Source organism: Candidatus Villigracilis saccharophilus (assembly GCF_016711665.1).
In genome coordinates this window covers 1-22,906 of sequence record NZ_JADJSO010000058.1, presented here as the reverse complement: position 1 = coordinate 22,906, position 22,906 = coordinate 1, and the positions used below count along the sequence as shown (strand labels likewise).

At 48.9% G+C, this 22,906-nt stretch carries 20 protein-coding genes and 1 pseudogene; 13 read left to right on the top strand and 8 right to left on the bottom strand.

Annotation, left to right across the window (positions count from 1 at the left end):
- Positions 1-542 precede the first annotated feature (542 nt).
- Together IPL17_RS18475 and IPL17_RS18470 are read left to right on the top strand one after the other, a co-directional pair.
- Positions 543-680, top strand: coding sequence for a hypothetical protein (locus tag IPL17_RS18475; RefSeq protein ID WP_345308562.1), 138 nt, complete (start codon positions 543-545; stop codon positions 678-680).
- 406 nt (positions 681-1,086) lie between these two features.
- On the top strand, positions 1,087-1,452 hold the full coding sequence (locus tag IPL17_RS18470; protein ID WP_345308563.1) for a hypothetical protein: 366 nt from the start codon (positions 1,087-1,089) through the stop codon (positions 1,450-1,452).
- A 128-nt stretch (positions 1,453-1,580) separates the two neighbouring features.
- Here the strand turns inward: IPL17_RS18470 and IPL17_RS18465 are convergent, their stop codons facing one another.
- The 3 genes from IPL17_RS18465 to IPL17_RS18455 all read right to left on the bottom strand — a co-directional run bounded on the left by IPL17_RS18465 (position 1,581) and on the right by IPL17_RS18455 (position 5,777).
- Positions 1,581-3,782 carry an SdrD B-like domain-containing protein gene (locus IPL17_RS18465; protein WP_345308561.1) on the bottom strand — a complete coding sequence of 734 codons (2,202 nt, stop codon included), beginning with the start codon at positions 3,780-3,782 and terminating at the stop codon, positions 1,581-1,583.
- A gap of 593 nt (positions 3,783-4,375) precedes the next feature.
- The gene (locus IPL17_RS18460) at positions 4,376-5,533 is read right to left on the bottom strand and encodes a HEAT repeat domain-containing protein (RefSeq protein WP_345308560.1); all 1,158 of its coding nucleotides are present in this window, start codon (positions 5,531-5,533) and stop codon (positions 4,376-4,378) included.
- Positions 5,534-5,600: 67 nt separating this feature from the next.
- A complete protein-coding gene (locus IPL17_RS18455; RefSeq protein ID WP_345308559.1) occupies positions 5,601-5,777 on the bottom strand; it encodes a hypothetical protein in 177 nt (58 codons plus the stop codon).
- 265 nt (positions 5,778-6,042) lie between these two features.
- Here IPL17_RS18455 and pdhA point away from each other — a divergent pair, with 265 nt between their 5' ends.
- The 6 genes from pdhA to IPL17_RS18425 all read left to right on the top strand — a co-directional run bounded on the left by pdhA (position 6,043) and on the right by IPL17_RS18425 (position 9,804).
- Positions 6,043-6,999 carry a pyruvate dehydrogenase (acetyl-transferring) E1 component subunit alpha gene (gene pdhA, locus IPL17_RS18450; protein ID WP_345308558.1) on the top strand — a complete coding sequence of 319 codons (957 nt, stop codon included), beginning with the start codon at positions 6,043-6,045 and terminating at the stop codon, positions 6,997-6,999.
- A 113-nt stretch (positions 7,000-7,112) separates the two neighbouring features.
- Positions 7,113-8,087, top strand: a complete 975-nt coding sequence (locus IPL17_RS18445) for an alpha-ketoacid dehydrogenase subunit beta (RefSeq protein WP_345308557.1) — start codon at positions 7,113-7,115, stop codon at positions 8,085-8,087.
- Entirely contained in the window at positions 8,087-8,377 is a 291-nt protein-coding gene (locus tag IPL17_RS18440) for a biotin/lipoyl-containing protein (RefSeq protein ID WP_345308556.1), read from the top strand. Before IPL17_RS18445 ends, IPL17_RS18440 begins: the two co-directional genes overlap by 1 nt.
- Positions 8,337-8,654 (top strand): hypothetical protein, encoded by a 318-nt coding sequence (locus tag IPL17_RS18435; RefSeq protein WP_345308555.1) that lies wholly within the window; start codon positions 8,337-8,339, stop codon positions 8,652-8,654. Before IPL17_RS18440 ends, IPL17_RS18435 begins: the two co-directional genes overlap by 41 nt.
- A gap of 17 nt (positions 8,655-8,671) precedes the next feature.
- Complete coding sequence (locus tag IPL17_RS18430; protein WP_345308554.1) at positions 8,672-9,346, top strand: 2-oxo acid dehydrogenase subunit E2; 675 nt, start codon at positions 8,672-8,674, stop codon at positions 9,344-9,346.
- Positions 9,347-9,378: 32 nt separating this feature from the next.
- Complete coding sequence (locus tag IPL17_RS18425; protein ID WP_345308553.1) at positions 9,379-9,804, top strand: OsmC family protein; 426 nt, start codon at positions 9,379-9,381, stop codon at positions 9,802-9,804.
- A gap of 66 nt (positions 9,805-9,870) precedes the next feature.
- On the opposite strand, the gene IPL17_RS18420 is transcribed toward IPL17_RS18425, so the two are convergent.
- The 3 genes from IPL17_RS18420 to IPL17_RS18410 all read right to left on the bottom strand — a co-directional run bounded on the left by IPL17_RS18420 (position 9,871) and on the right by IPL17_RS18410 (position 15,197).
- Entirely contained in the window at positions 9,871-11,067 is a 1,197-nt protein-coding gene (locus IPL17_RS18420) for a PLP-dependent aminotransferase family protein (protein ID WP_345308552.1), read from the bottom strand.
- A gap of 63 nt (positions 11,068-11,130) precedes the next feature.
- Entirely contained in the window at positions 11,131-14,676 is a 3,546-nt protein-coding gene (locus IPL17_RS18415; RefSeq protein ID WP_345308551.1) for a right-handed parallel beta-helix repeat-containing protein, read from the bottom strand.
- 125 nt (positions 14,677-14,801) lie between these two features.
- Positions 14,802-15,197, bottom strand: coding sequence for a hemerythrin family protein (locus IPL17_RS18410; RefSeq protein ID WP_345308550.1), 396 nt, complete (start codon positions 15,195-15,197; stop codon positions 14,802-14,804).
- 208 nt (positions 15,198-15,405) lie between these two features.
- On the opposite strand from IPL17_RS18410, the gene IPL17_RS18405 reads away from it, so the two are divergent.
- Genes IPL17_RS18405 through hemW form a run of 3 tightly spaced genes read left to right on the top strand, consistent with a single transcriptional unit; the run spans position 15,406 to position 18,597 of the window.
- On the top strand, positions 15,406-16,212 hold the full coding sequence (locus IPL17_RS18405; RefSeq protein ID WP_345308549.1) for a class I SAM-dependent methyltransferase: 807 nt from the start codon (positions 15,406-15,408) through the stop codon (positions 16,210-16,212).
- On the top strand, positions 16,209-17,357 hold the full coding sequence (locus IPL17_RS18400) for an MFS transporter (RefSeq protein ID WP_345308548.1): 1,149 nt from the start codon (positions 16,209-16,211) through the stop codon (positions 17,355-17,357). The genes IPL17_RS18405 and IPL17_RS18400 overlap by 4 nt, the downstream gene beginning before the upstream one ends.
- Positions 17,344-18,597, top strand: a complete 1,254-nt coding sequence (gene hemW, locus IPL17_RS18395) for a radical SAM family heme chaperone HemW (protein WP_345308547.1) — start codon at positions 17,344-17,346, stop codon at positions 18,595-18,597. The genes IPL17_RS18400 and hemW overlap by 14 nt, the downstream gene beginning before the upstream one ends.
- Here the strand turns inward: hemW and ppdK are convergent.
- Positions 18,598-21,293 (bottom strand): annotated as a pseudogene (gene ppdK, locus IPL17_RS18390) (pyruvate, phosphate dikinase).
- A 275-nt stretch (positions 21,294-21,568) separates the two neighbouring features.
- On the opposite strand from ppdK, the gene IPL17_RS18385 reads away from it, so the two are divergent.
- Both IPL17_RS18385 and IPL17_RS18380 read left to right on the top strand, forming a co-directional pair.
- Entirely contained in the window at positions 21,569-21,715 is a 147-nt protein-coding gene (locus IPL17_RS18385) for a hypothetical protein (RefSeq protein WP_345308546.1), read from the top strand.
- Entirely contained in the window at positions 21,703-21,999 is a 297-nt protein-coding gene (locus IPL17_RS18380) for a response regulator (RefSeq protein WP_345308545.1), read from the top strand. Before IPL17_RS18385 ends, IPL17_RS18380 begins: the two co-directional genes overlap by 13 nt.
- Positions 22,000-22,081: 82 nt before the next feature.
- On the opposite strand, the gene IPL17_RS18375 is transcribed toward IPL17_RS18380, so the two are convergent.
- Positions 22,082-22,402 (bottom strand): alpha/beta hydrolase, encoded by a 321-nt coding sequence (locus tag IPL17_RS18375; protein ID WP_345308544.1) that lies wholly within the window; start codon positions 22,400-22,402, stop codon positions 22,082-22,084.
- Between the last annotated feature and the right edge of the window lie 504 nt (positions 22,403-22,906).

The following is a 22,906-nucleotide window of genomic DNA, read 5'->3' as shown; positions in this document are numbered from 1 at the left end:
TGCGGCACGGGCACGAATCTCATCACGCTGGCAAAAACAGGGCTGGCAAGTTGGCAGGTATAGATTTTGCCTCACTACATCCAGGTCGCAAGGCGCAAACTCAAAAGCAGAACATCAATGCAAAATTGTTGACGGTGATGTGACCAACTTCAAGTCGATTCGTACCTGAACTTGCCCTGATATTGGCTGTTTTCACGGGGTTGAAAATAAGGTAGATTATCTGACCCGTTGGATAGAATCCGCCCCAAATGGATCTCTGGTTAATGTACGATCTTCAAACCAGACACGCTTCAAACTGTGACCCGAGCTTGTTGCCTCAGACTTTGATATGATCTCAACTCAGGCGACATACCCCATCTCCCGCCGCGATGGCTTGACAAAAAAGAACGCCACCGGCATGGTTTTTGTATCAAAACCCACACCCATTCAGGGTTTTGGCTAATCCACTATTTATATTCTATATCGGGACGTACAATAAATATTCTTCTTTGTATTTTCTGTAAATTGATTACTGATCACTATTCACCAATTACTGGTATTTTATGAAACTCCTCTTCCTCTTCTTCGATGGCATCGGGCTTGGCGAAAACAACCCCGAAAAATCCGTTCACGCGCGCCAAGATGCCGTATTTAAATTCTCACTCGGCGGGCGGACCTTATTCAGAATCCGCGCCTTTTGAAGGTGAGCAAGCAACATTACTTTCAGTTGACCCGAACTTGGGCGTGAAAGGCTTTCCCAATCTGCAACGGGACAGGGTGTGCTGTTAACAGGAATCAACATCCTGCTGAGTTGGGCTATCACTACGGCCCCAAACCAAACCCCGAAGTGGTTCAACATTTGGATGGAAAAACCATCTTCGCAAAACTGTCAACGCGGGCAAAAAGGCTGCGTTGCTTTAACGCTTATCCCCCACGCTATTTTGATGGGATCGATTCTGGCAAACGGCTTTATTCCGCAATCCCGCAGGCAGTGAGTAATGCAGGTCTGCCGCTCTTCACACAGGATGATTTTTATTCAGGCCGTGCCCTCTCCGCTGATTTCACTGGCACAGGCTGGCGTGAATTCATGAAGCTGGATGATTCTCCATTATACGAATCGGAAGAAGCGGAAGAAAACTGGCTGAACTCGCCAGCCAATATGACTTTTCATTTTTCGAATATTGGGCCAGTGATTACGCAGGTCACAAACAGGATATGGATTGGGCAATACGCCAATTGGAAACCTTTGATTCAGTGTTGAAAGGGCTTCTCGAAGCGTGGCAGGCAGAAGAAGGGTTGATCCTGCTTACATCTGATCATGGCAACATGGAAGACCTGTCCACCCGCAGGCATACAGATGCAAATGTGCCGCTGCTCTTATTTGGGAATTTAAACAATCGTCGCGAATTCCAAAAGGATATTCGCGACCTCACAGAGATTGCGCCAGCGATCTTCAAATTTTTGGAGATTTAGCAAAACACTGCTTATTAATGGTTATGAGACATGCACCATCCCGAAGGTTTATTTCGAGTAATTTAAGCGCATAGCAGCACCTTCGGGGCGATTTTTTTAATTACCAATAAAGTCAAGGGCAGGCCAGATTACGGCAGCCCATCCCAATTGCCTGCGATCGGCATGTCGCCAGGGTTGCCCAGCGCAAAGGTGATATCCGCAAAGCCGATCGTGTTGCTGTTGCGCAGGTAGAACTGGGCGTTGCGATAGACGCCAATGGTATCTATGCCGTCGTTGTTCCAGTCGCCGGTGACGGGCAGGTCGCCCGCCAGTCCATAATTCAGCGCCACATCGGCGAAACCTGTTGTGTTGGCATTCTTCAGGAAGATCACGCCATTGCTCGGGCGGAAGACGCCGGTGGTGTCAGAGCCGTCTCCGTTCCAATCGCCTGCTATGCCCACATCGCCCACATTTCCAAGATAAAAAATCATATCTGCCGGCCCGCTCGTGTTGAGATTCCGTAATTGGAATTGTCCAGTCGAGGGTCTATAGATACCGATGGTGTCAATGCCGTCTCCGTTCCAATCCCCGACCACCGGCTGGTCACCGGGAAGCCCGAAAGCGATAACCAGATCGGCAAAGCCAACTGTGTTGGAGTTGCGCAGGTAGAAGGATCCGTTGCGGTAAATGCCGATGGTGTCCGTTCCACTGCCGTCCCAGTCGCCAGCCACAGGATAATCTCCCGCGAGGCCGTAATTGATCGCGATGTCGGCAAAGCCTGAGGTGTTTTGATTCTTCAGGTACAAAAGCCCGTTGCTCGGGCGGAAGACCCCGGTGGTGATAAAACCAGGTGTCGGTGAGGGAGTAGAAGTGTTTCCCGGTACGGGCGTGGGTGTGCGTGTCGGCGTCATTGTGGGTGTGGGACCCACAATGCTCAGTCCCGCATCATAGATCGTTGTCGATATGACATTAGGGGCGATGGTGAAAATATCGCTAAAACCATAATCCGCCGAAAAGATGCTTGCATTGATATCACTATCTTTCGTATCATCTGCGCCCTGGTTCTTCGGAGAAAATGAGGAACCGCTGAATGGCACAACCCGCACACGATAGTCACCCGGCACTGGCGCAATGACAGTGTAAATGCCGTTGGCATTGGTTACGGCACTAAAAATCAGGTTATTTTTCGCTGCATTCCACAACTGTACAGTTATGCCGGCGATTCCTGGTTCACCGGCGTCCTGGATGCCGTTGCCATTCAGATCATGCCAGACAAGGTTGCCAATATTGATCGGCGTGGGCGTGCGCGTGGGGGTGGGTGTGCGGAATTTGATGATGCCCGCATCGTAGATGGTGGTGCTGATCACATTCGAGGCGATATTGAAAGTATCTGTGAACCCAAGATCGACCCCGCTCGGGTTGATATCACTGTCAGTCTGGTCATTCAACGCCGCGTTTTTGGGAGAGAAGGCATCCGATGCGGAAGGCAAGACCACGCGCACACGATAGTTCCCGGGGATCGGGGCCACCAGCGTGTATGCGCCGCTCGCACTGGTCGAGGTTGAATTGATCAGTTGGTTTTTCGCTGCATTCCACAACTGCACGCTCACTCCGGCCAAACCCGGTTCACCGGCATCCTGGGTGCCGTCCTGATCCAGGTCGTCCCAGACGAAGTTGCCAATATTGATCGGCGTGGGTGTGCGCGTGGGGGTGGGTGTGCGGAATTTGATGATGCCCGCATCGTAGATGGTGGTGCTGATCACATTCGAGGCGATATTGAAAGTATCTGTGAACCCAAGATCGACCCCGCTCGGGTTGATATCACTGTCAGTCTGGTCATTCAACGCCGCGTTTTTGGGAGAGAAGGCATCCAATGCAAAAGGCAAGACCACGCGCACACGGTAGTTCCCAGGGATCGGGGCCACCAGCGTGTATGCGCCGCTCGCACTGGTCGAGGTTGAATTGATCAGTTGGTTTTTCGCTGCATTCCACAACTGCACGCTCACTCCGGCCAAACCCGGTTCACCGGCATCCTGGGTGCCGTCCTGATCCAGGTCGTCCCAGACGAAGTTGCCAATATTGATCGGCGTGGGCGTGCGCGTCGGGGTCGGCGTATTGATCAGTTGGTTTTTTGCCGAATTCCACAACTGCACGCTCACTCCGGCCAAACCCGGTTCACCGGCATCCTGGGTGCCGTCCTGATCCAGGTCGTCCCAGACGAAGTTGCCAATATTGATCGGCGTGTTCGTGGGTGCCTGGGCGCTTGCGCTGCCAGGCGACGTTAACGGAGTCGTAGCGGTAAAAAACACAAAGAACGACAAAATCATTATATAGATCAGTTTCTTTTTCATTTTTCCATCTCTTCAATGATAATATTCAAATCATTATACGATATATTTCATATAAATTATCCATTTAATCCGTAGTCAGCAATTCCAAATTCAAAAAAAGCAGAAAGAGTACGACCTGAATTCCACGTCAATATAAAATAATCCGAATTTTTTCAACTGGCGAAGTATTTTGGATAATTATTCCACCTGAATACCCTTTCAAAATAAAATCGCCTCCATTTACCTTCATGCACGGCACCATGTCCAGCGAAGGATATTGGAAATATTCTCTATTTTTCACTGTTAATCCACTGTATAACAATACAGCCAGGGGGAACAAAGTAGGGGGTACAAAGGGGGGGGTTAGTGTACTGTGTCAGACCAAAATCAGCTCCACGTTCAACCCGCAAAACATAAAGAGCTGATTCGCCGCCAAGAGCCACATCTAGCGTAAAAATTCATTCGGGAGCACATAACCCAGAGTCAATGTGCTGAGGCGATTAATGGAACCAGTATTGCCACAACAGACTGCACAGCCTACGGCGAGTGGATACGGCGCATAATTTACTCCTTACCAGTAAATATCCGAATTCAGGCCAATGTGAAGAGATTGCTTACAATAAAAAATTGGTTTTTTTTATATTTTCGATAATTTGTTTCGCCAAAGCAGACATTTCCCTGTCTGCACGATTAGCGATGATACCTTCCAAAGCAGGAATTGCGCGGGAATCTCTTAAAGCGCCCAGTGCCAGCAAGGCTTGCCGTTGGACATCTTTTACAGGGTCCTGGAGCATTTCGATCAATACAGGCACAACACGTTCATCTTGAATCTTGCTTAACGCAACCAATGAATTTTCACGCACCGCAGACTCGGGGTGACTCAAGGCTTCGATGAAAATATCCACGATCGGCGCGCCAAATTTTGCAAGCGCTTCCGCGGCGGCTTTTCCAACCTCGTGATGCAGATCATAGATCGTCATGCCCAATTCGTCGATGGCGCGTGGATCGTGAATTCTGCCGAGCGTGATCGCCGCATACTTGCGGACAGTGCCTTCCTTGTCACTAAGCGCTTCGATCAACGGGGCTACGGCAACAGATCCCATTTTTTCAATTGCGATTAATAAGTCTGCGGCGGCTTCCTCCTGTTCAAACCACCAGGATGAATCGCGCAAGGCTTCCATCAGAAACGGCAGCGCTGCAGGATGTTTTGTTTCACCCAAAGCGCGCGCTGCAGAACGGCGCACATCCATGATCGGATCATCAAGCAAAACATTGGTAATGTCATCAAAGGTGGAAGGGTCACAGAATTTTGCAACTGCGATACAAGCCGCATTGCGGACTTCGCTTTCCCTGTCTTTGAGCAAAGGCAAAAGAGCTGACAAGACTTGAGCATCGCCAATATTCGCCAAGACGAGCGCGGCGCGGGAACGGACAGTAAAGTATTCACCCTTTACAGCGTCAAGTAAGGCGGGGATGGCGGTTTTATCTTTGCTAATACCCAATATTTCGACAACTCTTGCGCGAATGATCGGGTGCGCTGTCGAAAGCGTCCTGGTCAGCAAGGGTGTGGCGGAGGGGATTCGGGCGAGAATCTGCTGATAGTACAGGAGCAGGCCCAAGTCTTGAGTCTGAAGCGCATCGATCAACGGCGGCACGGAGTCTGCGCCCAGTTGGATCAATTCCCTTGCGGCGGCATCCCGCTTCGTGGAATCCGTAAGTTGGGTGATGAGTCTTTTTGCTTCACCGTGCGCGCCGCCTGTAAACCAGTTCATATTTTTATTGTATCTTAAAAAAAATACTCCCTGCTGTGAAGCAGGGAGCAAATATTCTGAAAGTAGTCTAAAGGCCTTTGACGAAAAGGGCAACCACAAGTAATGCAAACCCAATGAACAAAAGCCAGAAGGCTTCGATCGGAAGTAGGGTAAAAACGCCCAGAAAACTGAATAGGCCAAGCAGACCCAAAGCGACTGCGATCCAGAAAGTTACTTCCTTGGGCGGGGTGAGTTTAAGATTCATAATTGATTCTCCTTGAGATAATAGATGTTCGTAACGAATTCTTTAATTTCATTCTAGTGCAAACATCCGACAATCACACCCACCAGTTGGCGGATTTTCTTCTCGTACACTTGGGGAGAATTGGAAAGCTGATCTTGAACTCTCAAAAGCCTATCATGTTCAAAACTGGACTAAATTTCTCTGATATAATGCCGTGTTTGCTTATTAAGCACAACGCCAGAGGTATTCTGGTGTTATTTTTTGCAATCTTTTAGCGGAGCGAATAATGAAGAAAGAACAACAATTAGATCTGTATCACCAAATGGTTTTGATCCGCCGTCTGGAAGAACGCGGCGCGGAGCTATATCAGGCTGGCAAAATCGGCGGCTTTATGCACTTGTATATCGGACAGGAAGCAGTGTCAACTGGTTTGATCGCAGCTCGTGAAGAGCGGGACCGTGTCATCACTGCTTATCGCGATCATGGCGTGGCGTTGAATTGTGGCATTTCTGCCAATGAAGTGATGGCAGAATTACTCGGCAAAGCGACAGGTATGTCGAAGGGCAAGGGCGGTTCGATGCACATGGCGGATACCTCCAAGAATATGTGGGGCGGACATGCTATTGTGGGCGGGCATCTCCCCATCGCTTCAGGCTTCGCGATCGGCGATCAATACGCTGGCAATGACAATATCACCATCTGTATGTTTGGTGATGGCGCGACCAACATCGGTTACTTCCATGAAGCGTTGAATATTGCCAAGACCTGGAATTTGCGTGTGTTGTGGGTTTGCGAAAACAATCAATATGGCATGGGAACCGCAGTTGACCGCGCTTCAGCTGTGACCGAGATCCGCCAGAAGGCTGAAGGCTACGGTATGAAGAACGGCCAAGTTGACGGCATGGACGTAATGAAAGTTTATGAAGCTTCAAAGGAAGCTCTGGATTTTATCCGCAAGGAAAGCCAACCATATCTGCTTGAAATTGATACCTATCGCTTCCGTGGACATTCGATGGGCGATCCGGAACGCTATCGCAAAGCCGAAGAAGTGAAGAAGTGGCAGGAAAATGATCCGATCGGAATTTTCAACAAGCAATTGATCGAGAAGAAGATTGCCAGCGCCAAGGCTTTGGATGAGATCGAAGCACGCGTGGAAGAGGAAGTGCAAAAGGCTGTTGAATTCGCCGAGGCAAGTCCCGAACCTGCGATGGAAGAGTTGTTTACGGATATTTACGCGGACTAAATTTATGTCATTGCGAGGGCGCTAGCCCGAAGCAATCTTCACTTACGATGAGATTGCTTCGTCGCGAAGAACAAGAGCGCTTCTCGCAACGACATGACGAAGGAAATTACAACATGGCAAAAATCACAATGCGCGAGGCGATCTCGCAAGCTCTTATGGAAGAAATGGACCGCGACCCCAAAGTCTTTATCATGGGTGAAGAGGTCGGCGTTTGGGGCGGCACCTATGCCGTGACCAAAGGCTTTTATGACAAATACGGCGCGGCGCGTGTCAAAGATACACCGATTGCAGAAAACGCCATCATCGGCGGCGCGATCGGTGCGGCGATGGTGGGTCAACGCCCCATTGCGGAATTGATGACCATCAACTTTGGTTTCTCTGCGATGGACTACATTGTCAATCAAGCGGCAAAATTGCATTACATGTTCGGCGGACAGTTCACCCTCCCGATGGTCATTCGTGCGGTCGGCGGCGGCGGACGTCAGCTTGGCGCAACACACTCACAGACTCCCGATGCCATCTTCGCGCACTTCCCCGGCCTCAAAGTCGTCAGCCCTGGAACGCCAGAAGATGCCAAGGGTCTTTTGAAATCAGCTATCAGGTCGAATGATCCGATCCTTTTCATCGAACACGCAACCATGTACCAAGTCCGCGGCGAAGTGCCTGAAGGCGAGTACACCATCCCGATCGGAAAATCCAAAGTACAGCGCGCTGGCAAAGATGTGACCATCGTCACCTATTGCAAAGGTCTTGAGCTTTCGATGAAAGCCGCCGACGAACTTTCAAAGCAAGACATTGAAGTTGAAGTCGTTGACCTTCGCACTCTGCGCCCGCTCGATATGGAACCTGTGATCGAGTCGTTCAAGAAAACAAATCGCGCGGTCGTCGTTGAAGAAGGATGGAAATCCTACGGCGTCGGCTCCGAGATCGTCAGCCGCATTTATGAAGAGGCCTTCGATTACGTCGACGCGCCCATCATCCGCGTGGCGCAAAAAGAAGTACCGCTCCCCTACAACCGCACGCTCGAACAAGCCGCGCTCCCGCAGGTGGCTGACATCACCGCGGCGGTAAAGGAGGTTCTGAAATAATGGCTGAAACAATTTCCATGCCCAAACTCGGCTTCGATATGGCCGAGGGTTTGCTGGTCCGTTGGGTGAAACAAGTCGGCGAGACCATCAACAAAGGCGACGTGCTCGCCGAAATCGAAACCGACAAAGCCACCGTTGAAGTTGAATCTTCTGCAAGCGGTGTTGTCCTGCAACTCATCGTCGATCAAGGTACGATGGTTCCCGTCAATGCGCCGATTGCGGTGGTGGGTGTAGCAGGTGAAGTGGTCAGTGAGCAGAAGACGGAAGGCGGAAAGCAGCAGGTCGGATGAAAAGTCTGCGCCTCAAACTCCGCCGACAGTTGATTCTGCTCCCCAAGCAGTTGCTTCCACTGATGGCGCTCCCGTCAAAGCCAGCCCGCTCGCCAAAAAGTTGCGCGTGACCAAAAAGTGGACTTGTCCAAAGTTCAAGGCACTGGCCCCGGGTGGGCGCATTGTCCGCAAGGATATTGAAGCAGCGCTTTCCAGTGGGCAGTCATCAGCGAACAGTGTTCAGTCTGCGGAGCCAACACTTGCACCTGGCGCAAGTGCAGGTGTTACCAATTACTAATTACTCACGACGACAAAGTGATTGCCACAACAAAATTACGTCAAGCAATTGGACGTCGTCTCGTCGAATCCAAGACCACCATCCCGCACTTCTACGTCACTCATGAATTCAAGATGGACGCATTGATGGATATACGCAAGCAGGTCAATGCGTATTTGCCAGATAACGAAAAAGTATCAGTCAATGACTTTATTCTCAAAGGCGTGGCGTTGTCCCTGCGTCAGTTCCCTAACTTGAATGCCACTCTCAAAGGCACTGACATTATCCAATTCGGACATGTCAATGTCGGCGTGGCAGTCACCGTCCCCGGTGGATTGATGACCGTGGTTGTCAAAGATACCGACCTAAAGACATTGCGCCAGATCTCGGGCGAAGTCAAAGCCATGGCAGGCCGCGCCCGCGAAGGTAAGGTTAAGCCCGAAGATGTGGATGGTTCAACATTCTCCACTTCTAATTTGGGCATGTACGATGTCGAAGAATTCATCGCCATCGTCAACCCGCCCGAAGCTGGGATTTTGGCGATCTCCTCCGCACGAGAAGTTCCTGTTGTAGAAAATGGTGAGTTGAAAGTGGGCTGGAGAATGAAGGCTACCATTTCGGTAGACCATCGCATCAGCGATGGAGCCGAAGCGGCGCAGTTCATGCAAGCACTGGCGGGCTTCCTTGAAAATCCTGTCAGAATGTTGGTGTAGAAAACTTTTATTTATCGAAAGGAGAAATAGAAATGTCAACTAGAAATGCAGATGCAATTTGGACTGGTTCTTTAAAAGAGGGAAAAGGAACCATGAAGTTCGGCACCTATGAAGGCTCTTACACTTGGTCCTCTCGCTTTGAAGATGGTCAAGGCACCAACCCCGAGGAATTGCTCGGTGCGGCGCACGCAGGTTGTTTTTCGATGGCGCTCAGTTCCGGTCTTGGCAAGAATGGCTTCACTCCCACGCAGATACAAACTCAGGCGCAGGTTACACTTGAGGTGATCGATGGCAAGAGTCGCATTACCAAAATCCACCTGACCACTGAGGCGGTCGTACCTGATATCAGCGATGAAAAGTTCCAGGAAATCGCTACCGCCACAAAGGAAGGCTGTCCCGTTTCTGTGGCGCTGGCAAGCACACCGATCACATTGACCGCCCGCCTTTTATCCGCGTAAAAGAAAAAATAATGGCACAAAAATATCCGAAGCCGTAAAGACTTCGGATATTTTTATTTTGCCATCTCACATCTTGGAACGAATCACAGACGACAGCCGCTCCATTCCGATCTGTATATTTTCAGGTGTGACGCCGCCAAAGCTAACTCTCATACAATTGTTGTGGATGGGCTGTCCTTCCACAAAGAATTCCTTGCCCGGCATATAGGCCACTTTATGCTGTTTTGCCTCCTCCAGCATGGAAGTTGTATCCACATGCGCAGGCAATTCCACCCAAGTGAACAAGCCGCCGTCCGGGTAAACATAGTTCACCCCGTCAGGCAGCATGGACTTGATGCAGTCCATCATCACATCGCGGCGTTCACGATGAATATCCCGAATCAATTTCAGGTGCGGCTCGAACAACCCGCGGTTGAAGAACTCAGCGCATAGAATTTGCGTGACCACATTCGTATGGGAATTGGTGGCGGTTTTCGCATCATAGAATTTTTTGATGATCTCCTTCTCCGCATAGACAAAACCCAAGCGGGAGCCCGGTGAAAAAATCTTGGAGAAGCTGTTGGCATAAATCGTGTTACCAGTCTTATCAAAGTATTTGATTGGCGGCAACACATCTCCGCTATATCGCATCTCGCTGTAGGGATCATCTTCTAAAATGACGATATCATAGCGGCTGCCCAGTTCAGCGAGAGCCCTCCGCCGCTCCAAACTTGTTGTCCGCCCGGAAGGATTCTGAAAAGTAGGAATTACATAGATCATTCTGGGATGATGCTGTTTGATCTTTGCTTCTACATCTTCAATGACCAATCCTTCGTTATCTGTCTCACAGGCGATACATTGAGCTTCGAACATCCTGAAAACCTGAACAGCCTGTACAAAGGTGGGCGACTCAACCAAAACAACATCCCCCGGCTCCAGATATAAATTGCTGACAAGATTCATATTTTCCATGCCGCCGGATACGATCATGACATTTTCCATTCCAGCTTGAAGTCCTTTGGGGAGCAAAAGCCGGTCTATGGCGGCCTGACGAAGGTCTGGAATGCCGATGGGGTTCCCGTATTGGAGAGCCTGGACCCCGCGACGGTCCCTTGTAAGCACTTCATTCGCGATTCCGTGGATCAACTCCACTGGAAGCGCCTCTTTTGCCGGGGCACCTCCGCCAAAGGAGATGGTATCCGGGTCGGTCATCGATTCAAATAGATATCGAATCACATCCGCAGTTGATTGCATATAAGCCATACGTTTGGCGAATCCCGGCATAAAATTAACTTCTCTCCTTTATGAGTAACTGGAAATTTTTTCTTTTAGCGTACAGATTTTTTATTACGGCAGATAATACTTGACAAGTAATTGTGGACGATCGGCTGCGTTTTTTGCATTTCCGGAGAAGAACATCAAGTAATCGTTATTTCGATCATCATTATCGTCAATCTGAAAACCGAGACGGATCTGCGTCTCTCCAATCAGATTTATGAACGGAAAAGCGGTACTATCCAATACAGACCAATACCAACCTCCAACCGGGTTGCCTTGCATAATGCCGATCGAATATCCATCAGCAGGGGCTTGGAAATCTGAAATCTGCAAAGCGCCGATGCTAAATGGACCAAAACTGCCAAAAGCGCCCTTACGAATATCCAGCGAGATATTCTTGTGTGTGTTGAACGGGTCTGCACCGAGATTTCCCTGTCTCTTGATCATTAGGATGACCTGGTCAATGACTGCATTGTCGGGCAGTCCGCCGGTAGGAAATTGTAAAACAGCACGATACATGCGGTCACGAGCGTCATCGCCGAGGATAAATGTAGCTGCATTGGAGTTTTTTGTGCCACCTTTATTGGTATTTTCATTTGATTCAAGTATCCACCCGTCGTTTGCTGCATTGGAGTTGAAGACGCCGCTTACTATGGTGACTGGGGGTCTGTAGACTGTGTACATTTCTCCCAAAGTAAAGTTGGCATTACCGACCCCAGATCCGCCCAACGGTTTACCTGAGGCATCCAGAACGCTGTCATTATCTACGAGGTCGAGACGAAGATTGCCAATTCCGCTCCCGACAGCGACAGAGGCTGTGTAAGAATTGCCAGATCCACTCACAGCTTGGACGGATGCGCCGGTCAGACCATCAGTCATGACTGGCATAAAATCCCCGGAATCCAAACCGCTGACAGTCTCAGAGAAAGTCACCATATAACGCACTGTGTTACCAGAAGCCGGGTTGGGGTCAGCGCGCAAAATGCTGACAGCTACCGGCGCGGTCTTATCGATCGTATACACTCCACCGCTGATAAAGGTCCCATTACCTGCTCCCACCCCACCAAGCGGATTTGTCAGGGTATCCACAATGCTATCGTTATCCAAAAGATCCAGACGCAGTGTTCCATCACCCGTGCCGGTATTAACCGAAACGTTGTAAACAGCCCCTGCACCACTTACCTCAGAGATAGTCGCATTAAGAATTCCGCCATTCGTGAACAAACCAAAATCTCCCACATCCACACCGCTGACGTCTTTAGAGAAGATTACTGAAAAATGCAAAATATCAGCGCCATTGATATTTGGTTCAACGAGCGCTATATTAGCAACGGTTGGAATGGTTTTTTCGATGGCATACAAATCTCCGGAAGTGAAATTACCGTTTCCTGCGCCCACCCCACCCAAAGGGTTATTCACCATATCCGCGATCGAATCATTATCCATCAGATCTAATCGGAGCGTGCCATCCCCAAAGCCAGTATTAACACCAACCCTATATGTTGTAACAGTTTCAGGAATTACACTCGTGATGGAAGTTCCTACGATGGCTGGGCTGGTGACAATCAAAAAATCGGCAGCATCAACCCCACTCACCGATTCTGAAAATGTGACCGTGAATTTCACTTCGGCAGCCCCAATCGGGGTCGCATCTGCACGGACGATGGATATAACCACGGGAGGAGGATCAACCGCCCGTTCGAACGCGCCTACATCCGGAGCCTTACCTGAAAACTGATCATTAATTCCAGGAATGACAACCCCCTTATCAATATTTAAGCTAGATAAAAGCAGCGTGAAATCACCGCTGGCAGGGCTGGTCAAACCCGGTGCAACTTCATATCCATTACATTCAAGCCCACTCGCTGTACAAAATTTCGCAACGGAACTATACAAGATATTCGCCCATTTAAAATGATTGACATCAGCTGTGCGAGTTGTGTACCAATTGTCATAATTCCAATCATGCCCACTGGAACCCGAAGGGACAGCATTAATGGAATACGCCGTACTACTAAAGATATTATTACGCATCACGGCATTGTATACGGGGCTGATCAAAAAAATCGCGTCCGCATTACCTGCATTTGTCCAGACGGTGTTATGGTAAATAAATACTATGCCGTCGGAATTTCTATCCCATTTAACGGCCATACCGGTATAGTTTGTGATGGTCGAGCGCAGCATCCAAACCGGCCCCATCGTGATCGGGGCGAGTGAAACACCAACAAAAGCCGAATCAATGGTGTTATTTCGAAAACGATGATTTATACATGCGCCTTCCGGTTCCAGAGCATCATCACTGATCTGGTGAATGTAGTTATTGTAAATATCCGCATCAAAAGCAAGCGTAGAATTTTCGAGCGCACCGGAAGAACCTGTATAGATGCCGTTGAAAAAGTTATGAATATCGTTATTACGCACGATTGCCCCGGTTCGCCCTCTTACAACGATCGCGGTCCCCTCCATTGAACTACCTTTGACCGCCTTCCAAGGCCATTCATTCACCGGGGGGTCATAGATCTCGTTATACTCGACACGCGTATCATTTCCTTGATTCTCATTCCCAGTCCAGTTGAAATAGACGCCTAATTGCATATTGTGGATTTTATTTTTGCGCACTACCAGATGAGATGCATTCAGAGTACATACGCCGCACCGATTGTAATATCGCATTTCAAAGCCTTCGATCCAGATCCAATCACGGCTATTCACGTCAAAAGCATGCAACTGTCGTGGAACTTGCCAAGTATGGTTCGAAGGATCGTCCAAACTGCGGATATATAAATTAAAAGTATTTGGGTCAAGATACCAGCCCTCTGTCATGCTTGTATTGCCATGCCCGGTCGACGAGAATAACATCGAAAGGGAATCGTAATTGTAAAAACGGTTCCCATCGCGGGCGAGGTATCCAAGCTGTGCACCGATATTCCTTTGCCAGACCCGCGTCTTGCCTTCGTATTGTGTCCATGCGTTCCCAGTGAGCGTCTCGGACCCATCCAGGATCGCGCCACTCCCCTCCGCCTTGACTTGGATCCAATTATTGGCAGTGCCTGAAGCTGGAAAAGTTACCATCTCGCGATAGATACCATCTGCCACCAAAACTTGTGCGCCAGGAACAGCCTTATTTACACCTTCTTGAATGGTTCGAAACGGCGCCAAGACCGAACCATCGCCGCCGGAAGGCGCATCATCATTGACATGTATCACAGCCGTGGGAGTGAATGACAGATCAGTTGCCTGTGTAGTAATTGTGCCGCTGATCTCCACTGTTCCATCCAGCACTTTCACATCGTAAGATGTCAATGGAGAGAGTCCAAACAAACTGCCCATCAGGCGGCCATCGTCAATGCGCACGAGCGCATGACCGCTACGCCAAGCAGATTCACCGCTCTGGCGATACAACAGATCAGCTTTTTTCGGAAGTCCAGTCCCAGTGACAGCAACACCAATAGTTTCAATATTGGGATAAAGATTCAGTTGGGTAAAAACAACCAGATTCGACCTTTTCTCGAAATTAAAATTGGTTTCTTTGCCAGGTACGGCAAGTGAGGTCCCGAATCCCCATGAAATAATGGACAGTATTAATATCAGTAAAATGGGAAGCTTTTTCATTTTGGCTCCTTCACCATCGATTCTAACTCTCTTAATGGAAATTTGGACAGAAGAATTAAATATAATAAGCGCAAGGTTTCGACCTGCGCTTATTATTGGCATCCTATACCAATTCGATTATTTTCTTACTTCACATGCTCATGGAGTTGAATATCCACAGTCAAGATGTGATTTACGATCCAGCGCGCGAGTTCAACGATGGTATGGTGTAGAACTTGATTATCTAAATCTGTTGAATTTTTCCATTGTTCATACAGTTTTCCAAATTTTAGCCTGTATTCGTCGTGAGCTTTTTTATTCTCTTCCGCGACAAAGCATTGATATTGATTCATGATCCATTCTTCCGTGTTGAAATGCCACTCCGCATAATACTGAAGAAAATCCAAAATCCCACCGATGGTTTTTCTATCCGCCCCGCCGGCTTCGGCCTCCACCAGTTCATTAAACTTATTAATCAATTCACGATGTTGATCGTCAATTTCCATTGCGCCAGTCGCCATTGCATTATTCCATTCAAACATAATACTCTCCACTACTCTTTCTACAATCTGATACGTTATGCAGTATATTTTGCGAGTATAGCACGCCAGAACTACTCCACGACCTTACAGATGCCCCCTATTCTTTGCTTCCAAATAATGAATCGTGTTTCTGTTTTTATTTTCCAAATGATAAAATTTAAACATTAAATTCCTGAGACCCAATTTAATCAATAAAGAGGTTTTATCAATGAAAAAAGATTTAAGGGCTTTGAACAATCAAACCCGAAAAGCATGGGAAGCGAATGCAGAAGTTTGGGATAAACGCATGGGAGTTGATGGAAATGACTTCTTCAATATCCTGTGCTGGCCCGCTCTCAAATCTCTCCTTGACTTGAAACCTGATATGCATATATTGGACATCGCGTGCGGCAACGGATTGACTACGAGCAGGCTGGCAAAAGCAGGGGCACAGGTAACCGCTTTTGACTTTTCCTCACCCCTGATCGAATACGCAAAAAACCATACTGCTCATTTCAACTCACAGATAAAGTATCGTGTCATTGACGCCACAAATGAATCTCAACTGCTTTCTCTTGGAAAAAACAAATTCGATTCCTCGTTATCCAATATGGCGTTATTTGACATGGCGGATATTGAGCCGTTATTCCGCACCCTGCCAAAATTGCTAAAGCCAAACGGAACTTTTGTTTTCAGCATCACTCATCCTGCATTTAACAACGCATCTGCAATGCATATCATCGAGGAGTTTGACAACGGCGAGATCAATACTGTGTACTCCATCAAAGTCTCACGCTACATGACGCCCCACCATCAGCGTGGACTCGCTCTTCGAAACCAGCCCAAACCACAGGTATATTTTGACCGTCCAATTCAATATTATCTAAATCTAGGTTTCAAAAATGGATTCATCCTCGATGGTTTTGAAGAACGCGCATTCCCGCCTGAAGTTCCGCAAACACATCCTCTTGGCTGGGGTGGAAAATTCAGCGAACTCCCTGCGGTTATCGTGGCAAGGATGAGGCTGGTTTCTTGAATTTCGTTTATCTCCTCATCGAGTTTCTTGACGAGTTGGTCTTCGGCCTCGGCGAAACCGCCTGGCCGCTCATTCGCACAGACCTGCATCTCACCTACACCCAGATCGGCCTGCTGCTAAGCGTGCCCGGCATGATCGCGGCATTCATTGAGCCCTTCCTCGGCATTCTCGGTGACGTGTGGAAGCGCCGTCTGCTCATCCTCGGCGGTGGAGTTTTCTTCACATTCTCACTTGTTCTCACGGCAGTCAGTAAAAGTTTTCATCCGATATTAATATCATTCATAATATTCAACCCTGCGTCAGGCGCATTTGTCAGTCTCTCGCAAGCCACATTAATGGACTCTGCTCCCGAGCGTCACGCGCAAAACATGGCACGCTGGACATCCGCTGGCTCGCTTGGAAATGTATTTGGTCCGATCCTGCTTGGATTGTTCGTCTATTTTGGTCTCGGCTGGCGCGGAGCGTACGCCCTCGCAGCGGCGATTTCAGCACTTTGCCTGCTCGCCGCGTTTCGCCTCGTGCCGCCTGATGACGAATCCATCTCTCATCTGCCAAGTTTCAAAAGTGTTTTCGACGGATTTCGTTCCGCCCTCTCTGCGCTCAAACGCCGCGAGGTCTGGCGCTGGCTGCTTCTGCTTGAAGCGTCCGATCTTATGCTTGATGTGCTCCTTGGATTCCTCGCACTCTACTTTGTAGACGTCGCGCAAGCTACCCCAACGCAAGCAGGCATCGCTGTTACTGTTTGGCTCATAATGGGTATGCTCACCGACTTTATCTTCATCCCATTTATTGACCGTCAGCCTGACAGCATGAAATTCCTTCGCAGAACTGCAACTCTTGAGTTGTTCGCTTTTTCAATTTTCCTGCTCGTTCCAGGCTTCATTCCCAAACTTATCACGATTGTCTTCGTCAACATCTTCAACACAGGCTGGTATCCCATTTTGAAAGGCAATTTGTATTCCGCGCTGCCCGGGCAAAGCGCCAGCATTATGGCAATTGAATCAGTTACTACGCCGATCGCAAAACTTCTTCCGCTTTTCGTCGGCCTGCTTGCAGATCAATTCGGTTTGGGCATCGCCATCTGGCTCTTGTTACTTGGCCCGCTTGCCCTTATGATTGGTCTCCCCCGCCATGACAAACCCTAACACCTCAATCTACATCCACATTCCCTTCTGCAGACACCGCTGCGCATACTGCGACTTCAATACCTACGCCGGTCAGGAGGATTCGATTCCCGCTTATGTAAACGCACTCATCAACGAAATCAATTTTGTTGGACAACACGTCGAGCAGATGAACATCCACACCGTCTTCTTTGGAGGTGGGACTCCCTCGCTTCTTTCCGCGCCGCAATTTGATTCCATACTACGGGCATTACGCTCCACCTTTACATTGACCGCTGACGCGGAAGTCAGCATCGAAGCCAACCCCGGCACGATTTCACCTGAAAAATTAAACGGCATCCGCAAAGCAGGCATCAACCGCATCAGCTTCGGCGTGCAATCTGCCAACACCGAAGAACTGCGCATGCTCGAACGCATCCACGATTTCTTCACCGTCATCGAAGCCGTGTCCACCGCACGAAAAGCAGGCTTCGACAACCTCAACCTCGACCTCATCTACGGCCTCCCCGAGCAGACTCTCGCCTCATGGCAAACCACCCTCCATCGCATCGTTGACCTGCATCCCGAACACATCTCTGCTTACGCACTGACTCTCGAACACGGCACTCCTTTTGGGCGCTGGTCATCCAAAGGCCTGCTTCCCCTCCCCGACCCCGATCTCGCCGCCGAAATGTACGAATACGCGGAAGAGTTTTTGGAAAGCAACGGGTATGTGCATTATGAGATATCAAATTGGGCAAAAGCAACTGCAGAAAGCGGAACGCAGAATGCAGAATCAAATTCATCATTCATCATTCATCATTCATCATTTGTTTGCCGCCATAATCTCCAATACTGGCACTCCCTTCCATATCTGGCCTTCGGCGCAGGCGCGCACGGATATGCCAACGGCTACCGTTACTCAAATGTTTTACGAATCAAAACTTATATTGAAAGACTGGTCACTGACAACCGTCCACTGACCACTGAATTTCCCCTCTCCCCCGCAACCGTCAACCAGCATAAACAGACATCGAAAGATGACATGTCTGAGTACATGCTGAACAATCTCAGACTAACAAATGCCGGAGTAGCAGAATCAGATTTCAGATTAAGATTCGGAAGCGGGCTTTTGGAAGTCTATCCAAAGGAAATTGAAGAGCTTGTCAAAAATGGGCTGCTTGAAATCAAAACCTCCGAGGTCTTGAAGACCTCGGAGGTTTACAGGCTTACCAAACGCGGAAGACTCTTGGGAAATCAAGTCTTCTTGCGGTTTGTCTAATTACTTCTTCTTTGCGACCTTCTTAACAACTTTCTTTGCGACAGCCTTTTTAGCAACAGGCTTCTTCGCAACTACTGGTTGATGCTTCAATGCTGCATGAGCCGCGGCCAAACGTGCGATCGGCACACGGAACGGGGAACATGATACGTAGTTATTACCGATCATGTGACACCATTCAATTGAGTTAGGATCGCCACCGTGTTCACCGCAGATACCCACTTCAAGGTTCGGGCGGGTCTTGCGGCCTTCGTCAATAGCCCATTGCATGAGCTTGCCTACGCCTTCACGGTCGATCGTTTGGAAAGGATTCGTACCGAGAATGCCCTGCTCTTGATAGGTGATGAGGAAGTTGCGCTCGGCATCGTCACGTGAATAACCATAGGTCATTTGTGTGAGGTCGTTGGTGCCGAAGGAGAAGAACTCGGCCTGTTTCGCCACTTCCTGTGCGGTCACTGCGGCGCGAGGAATTTCGATCATCGTACCGAATTTATATTCGAACTTGATCTTCTTTTCCGCCATGACAGCAGAAGCGATGCGCAACAGACGGGGTTGGATCCATTCCAATTCCTTGACTGTGCCTGTGAGCGGGATCATGACTTCGGGCTTCACGACAATTCCACGCAGGGTGCAGTCAGCGGCGGCTTCAAAGATGGCGCGCACCTGCATCTCGACGATCTCAGGCATGACGATGCTCAAACGCACACCGCGCAAACCCATCATCGGATTCGATTCGTGCATTGCCTTGATGGACTCAAGCAAATCTTCCTTTGCTTTCAAACCATCAGTCTGGCCTTTGACGCGCATTGTAATAACTTCTTCGAGCAATGCTTCTTCATCAGGCATGAATTCATGCAATGGCGGGTCGATCAAGCGGATGATAACGGGGTAGCCATCCATCGCTTCAAAGAGACCGTCAAAATCCTTGCGCTGGGTCGGCAGAAGTTTGTTGAGTGCGGCAGTACGTCCGTCGCTGGTATCCGAGAGGATCATTTCCTGAACGATGGGTAAACGCTCAGGCTCAAAGAACATGTGCTCGGTACGGCAGAGACCGATACCAACAGCGCCATAAGAGCGGGCGCGGCGCGCATCTTTCGGGTAATCTGCATTCGCCCAAACTTGCAGACCGCGTGTCGGTCCGCCGTTTGGCGCAGAGCGAATATTCTTGCGGGCAGAGATCTCGTCAGCCCAATTGAGCAGGGTCAGCAGATCGGTCTGTTCTTCGAGACTCGGCTCTGAGGTCGGGATCTTTCCAGCGAACACTTTACCAGTCGTGCCATCAACAGAGATCCAATCGCCTTCTTTGAGAGTTATTTCTCCAACGTTCATCACCCGTTTTTCGAGATCGATCTTGATCGCGGATGCACCCACAACGCAAGGGATACCAAACTGACGCGCAACAACTGCCGCATGGGAAGTTGCTCCGCCCTCGCTGGTTAATACGCCCTTTGAGGCGATCATGCCATGCACATCATCGGGCTTGGTGAACGGGCGCACCATGATGGTATCCTGTTTGCCTTCTTTCGCCATCTTCTCAGCCATATCGGCATCAAAGTAGATCTGACCAACAGCCGCGCCTGGAGAAGCATTGACGCCCTTCGCGACAAAATGACCATCCTTTTCAGCCTGATTCATTGCAGAGTCATCGAACTGCGGGTGAAGCAGTGAATCCACGTTATCGGGAGTCACACGCTTGACAGCTTCTTCCTTGGTGATGAGTTTTTCATTCGCCATATCAACAGCCATCTTAACGGCGGCCTTGGCGGTGCGCTTACCAATGCGGGTCTGGAGCATCCACAGTTTTCCGCGCTCAATGGTGAACTCGACATCCTGCATATCGTGATAATGCTTTTCGAGCTTCGCAGTGATGTCCATGAATTGCTTGTACGCCTTGGGCATCTGGTTGACAAGATTTTGGATCGGGTCCGCATTGCGGATACCCGCTACCACGTCTTCACCCTGCGCGTTGATGAGATACTCACCCATCATCAAGCTATCGCCTGTGGAGGGATTACGTGTAAACGCCACACCAGTCGCAGAGTCATCGCCCATATTGCCAAACGCCATTGTGCAGATATTAACCGCGGTTCCAAGCGTGTGTGAAATTTTTCCTTGTTGCGATAATCTACAGCGCGTTTGCCGTTCCATGATCTGAACACAGCTTCTGTGGAAAGTTCCAACTGTTTGAACGGATCCTGCGGGAAGTCTTCGCCGGTCTTGGACTTGTAAGCGACCTTGAATTTTTCAACGATCGCCACCCAATCTTCGGCTTGCATGTCAGTATCATTCTTGTAGCCTTTTTCAGCTTTATAAGATTCGAGCGCATGTTCAAAGACTTCATCGCCCGTGTCCATCACAACGGAACCGAACATCTCGATCAAGCGGCGATATGAGTCATACACAAAACGCGTATTGCCCGTCGCCTTTACCATGCCTTCCGCCACTTTATCGGTCAGACCGATATTGAGGATCGTATCCATCATGCCCGGCATCGAGAACTTGGCGCCGGAGCGGCAGGAAACCAAAAGCGGATTCTTGGCATCGCCAAATTTTTTACCAGTCGCTTTTTCAATGGCTTTGAGCGCCTTCAATTCCTGATCCCACATCCCGACGGGAAACTTATTTGCTTTCTGGTACGCGTTACAAGCTTCGGTTGTCACGGTAAAAAACGGCGGGACAGGAACGCCCGCGCGAGTCATATCCATCAAACCTGCGCCCTTGCCACCTACAAGGCTTTTGACACTGTCCCACGAACCACGGGAAACTTTCTCGACTTCTTTAACTTCGTTAAAGAGATAAACCCACTTATTCATAGTAACTCCTATATGTAATGATTTTCACGAAAACGCTAAAGTATTCTACCAAAAATAACAAAAATGACAACTGACAAACATCACCAAAAAATATTCAATCTGTAAACTCATTGCAAAGTTGAATGGTAAACAAATCAAGGATAATAAAGAATAGGAAAAATATGCCTACAAAAATACTTGTAATTGATGATGACGTGGCCATTACCGAGTTAATGGGTATGTTGCTCAGAACACATGGCTTTGAAGTAATTACAACCAATTTTGGCACAGAGGGAATTCGCTTGACAGCAGAAAAATGCCGGATGTAGTATTGCTTGACCTGATGATGCCAGATCAGGATGGCTGGCAGGTGTGCAAGTCCATTCGAGTGTTTAGCAACATTCCCATCCTCATCCTTTCAGCGGTAAACGATCCAAGCATTGTAGCCAGTGTATTGGACGCGGGCGCGGATGATTTTCTTGTAAAGCCAGTCCCAAGCGGCGTACTCGTTGCACACATACGGAAGATGGTCAGGCAATCCGACCTGGTCAATAATTTAAATTTGAATAATAGCTCTCAGCTTGTCACGCATTCACACTCGCTTCTTCCTTAGCTACAAATCTACTCGTGTTTCAAATAAAATGACCCGTCGCTGATAAAAAAAACGGCGGGTCATTTCTAAATTAATCCCAATTTCATCTAATAAAGTGCATCAACCCATCAGCAACTTGCCGTGGGAATTCCATCATCGGCATGTGACCCGCGCCTTTCAATTCAAACAACTTTGCAGAAGGCTTTACTGACACTATATCTATTGCGCGTTCTATTGGAATCAGCTGATCAGAATCACCATGAATAAGCACCAAGGGAAACTCGAGAGCCGCAAGCATTGACATAGAATCTGCACGCTCTGCCATCGCCTTAAGCGCTCCAGTCACAGCCTGCCTGCTTTGCCGTCCGATCAATTCTCGTACGAACGCCCTCACGCCTGTTTCATTCGATAATTTTGGGGTCATAGAGTCAGCAACACGCCCACGCCTTTTTCATCCACTTCGGCGGCGGTTTGTACCTGCGTTCTTTTCTTCGGGAGTATCTGCTCCAGCTTGCGAGGCGATCGGCTAATCGCTAACACGCTAGGGATATTTCCTCGGCAAAAGCCAGTGAGATATAACCGCCCATTGAATGTCCTGCCAGTATGGCTTTTCTCAATTCCCAGATGATCCAATAAACTAATCAAGATCATCCGCCATATCTGAGATCGTATATCCTGATGGCGTTGTAGTGGATTGACCAAATCCACGCAGGTCTGGCGAGATCCATCTTTTTTTCCAACAAAGGCGTCAGGTCATTTCCTTATACTTGGATCAAGGGATAGCCATGCACGAGCATAAGCGGATTTCCTTTACCGCGACGTGTATAAGCCGAATTGCCCCCATCTACAAGCAGGTATTCATTCGTTTTACCTATTTCCATTTCACAGCCACTTTTAATTACTACCCGGCTTTGATCGATAATAGATG

Excerpts from the sequence above, each read along its gene's own strand:
- IPL17_RS18455 (WP_345308559.1), bottom strand. The coding sequence starts at position 5,777 with ATGAATCTTAAACTCACCCCGCCCAAGGAAGTAACTTTCTGGATCGCA.
- IPL17_RS18460 (WP_345308560.1), bottom strand. The coding sequence starts at position 5,533 with ATGAACTGGTTTACAGGCGGCGCGCACGGTGAAGCAAAAAGACTCATC.
- IPL17_RS18425 (WP_345308553.1), top strand. The coding sequence starts at position 9,379 with ATGTCAACTAGAAATGCAGATGCAATTTGGACTGGTTCTTTAAAAGAG.
- IPL17_RS18415 (WP_345308551.1), bottom strand. The coding sequence starts at position 14,676 with ATGAAAAAGCTTCCCATTTTACTGATATTAATACTGTCCATTATTTCA.
- IPL17_RS18440 (WP_345308556.1), top strand. The coding sequence starts at position 8,087 with ATGGCTGAAACAATTTCCATGCCCAAACTCGGCTTCGATATGGCCGAG.
- IPL17_RS18375 (WP_345308544.1), bottom strand. The coding sequence starts at position 22,402 with ATGACCCCAAAATTATCGAATGAAACAGGCGTGAGGGCGTTCGTACGA.
- IPL17_RS18410 (WP_345308550.1), bottom strand. The coding sequence starts at position 15,197 with ATGTTTGAATGGAATAATGCAATGGCGACTGGCGCAATGGAAATTGAC.
- IPL17_RS18385 (WP_345308546.1), top strand. The coding sequence starts at position 21,569 with ATGCCTACAAAAATACTTGTAATTGATGATGACGTGGCCATTACCGAG.
- IPL17_RS18465 (WP_345308561.1), bottom strand. The coding sequence starts at position 3,782 with ATGAAAAAGAAACTGATCTATATAATGATTTTGTCGTTCTTTGTGTTT.
- IPL17_RS18405 (WP_345308549.1), top strand. The coding sequence starts at position 15,406 with ATGAAAAAAGATTTAAGGGCTTTGAACAATCAAACCCGAAAAGCATGG.
- pdhA (WP_345308558.1), top strand. The coding sequence starts at position 6,043 with ATGAAGAAAGAACAACAATTAGATCTGTATCACCAAATGGTTTTGATC.
- IPL17_RS18475 (WP_345308562.1), top strand. The coding sequence starts at position 543 with ATGAAACTCCTCTTCCTCTTCTTCGATGGCATCGGGCTTGGCGAAAAC.
- IPL17_RS18445 (WP_345308557.1), top strand. The coding sequence starts at position 7,113 with ATGGCAAAAATCACAATGCGCGAGGCGATCTCGCAAGCTCTTATGGAA.
- hemW (WP_345308547.1), top strand. The coding sequence starts at position 17,344 with ATGACAAACCCTAACACCTCAATCTACATCCACATTCCCTTCTGCAGA.
- IPL17_RS18380 (WP_345308545.1), top strand. The coding sequence starts at position 21,703 with ATGCCGGATGTAGTATTGCTTGACCTGATGATGCCAGATCAGGATGGC.
- IPL17_RS18420 (WP_345308552.1), bottom strand. The coding sequence starts at position 11,067 with ATGCCGGGATTCGCCAAACGTATGGCTTATATGCAATCAACTGCGGAT.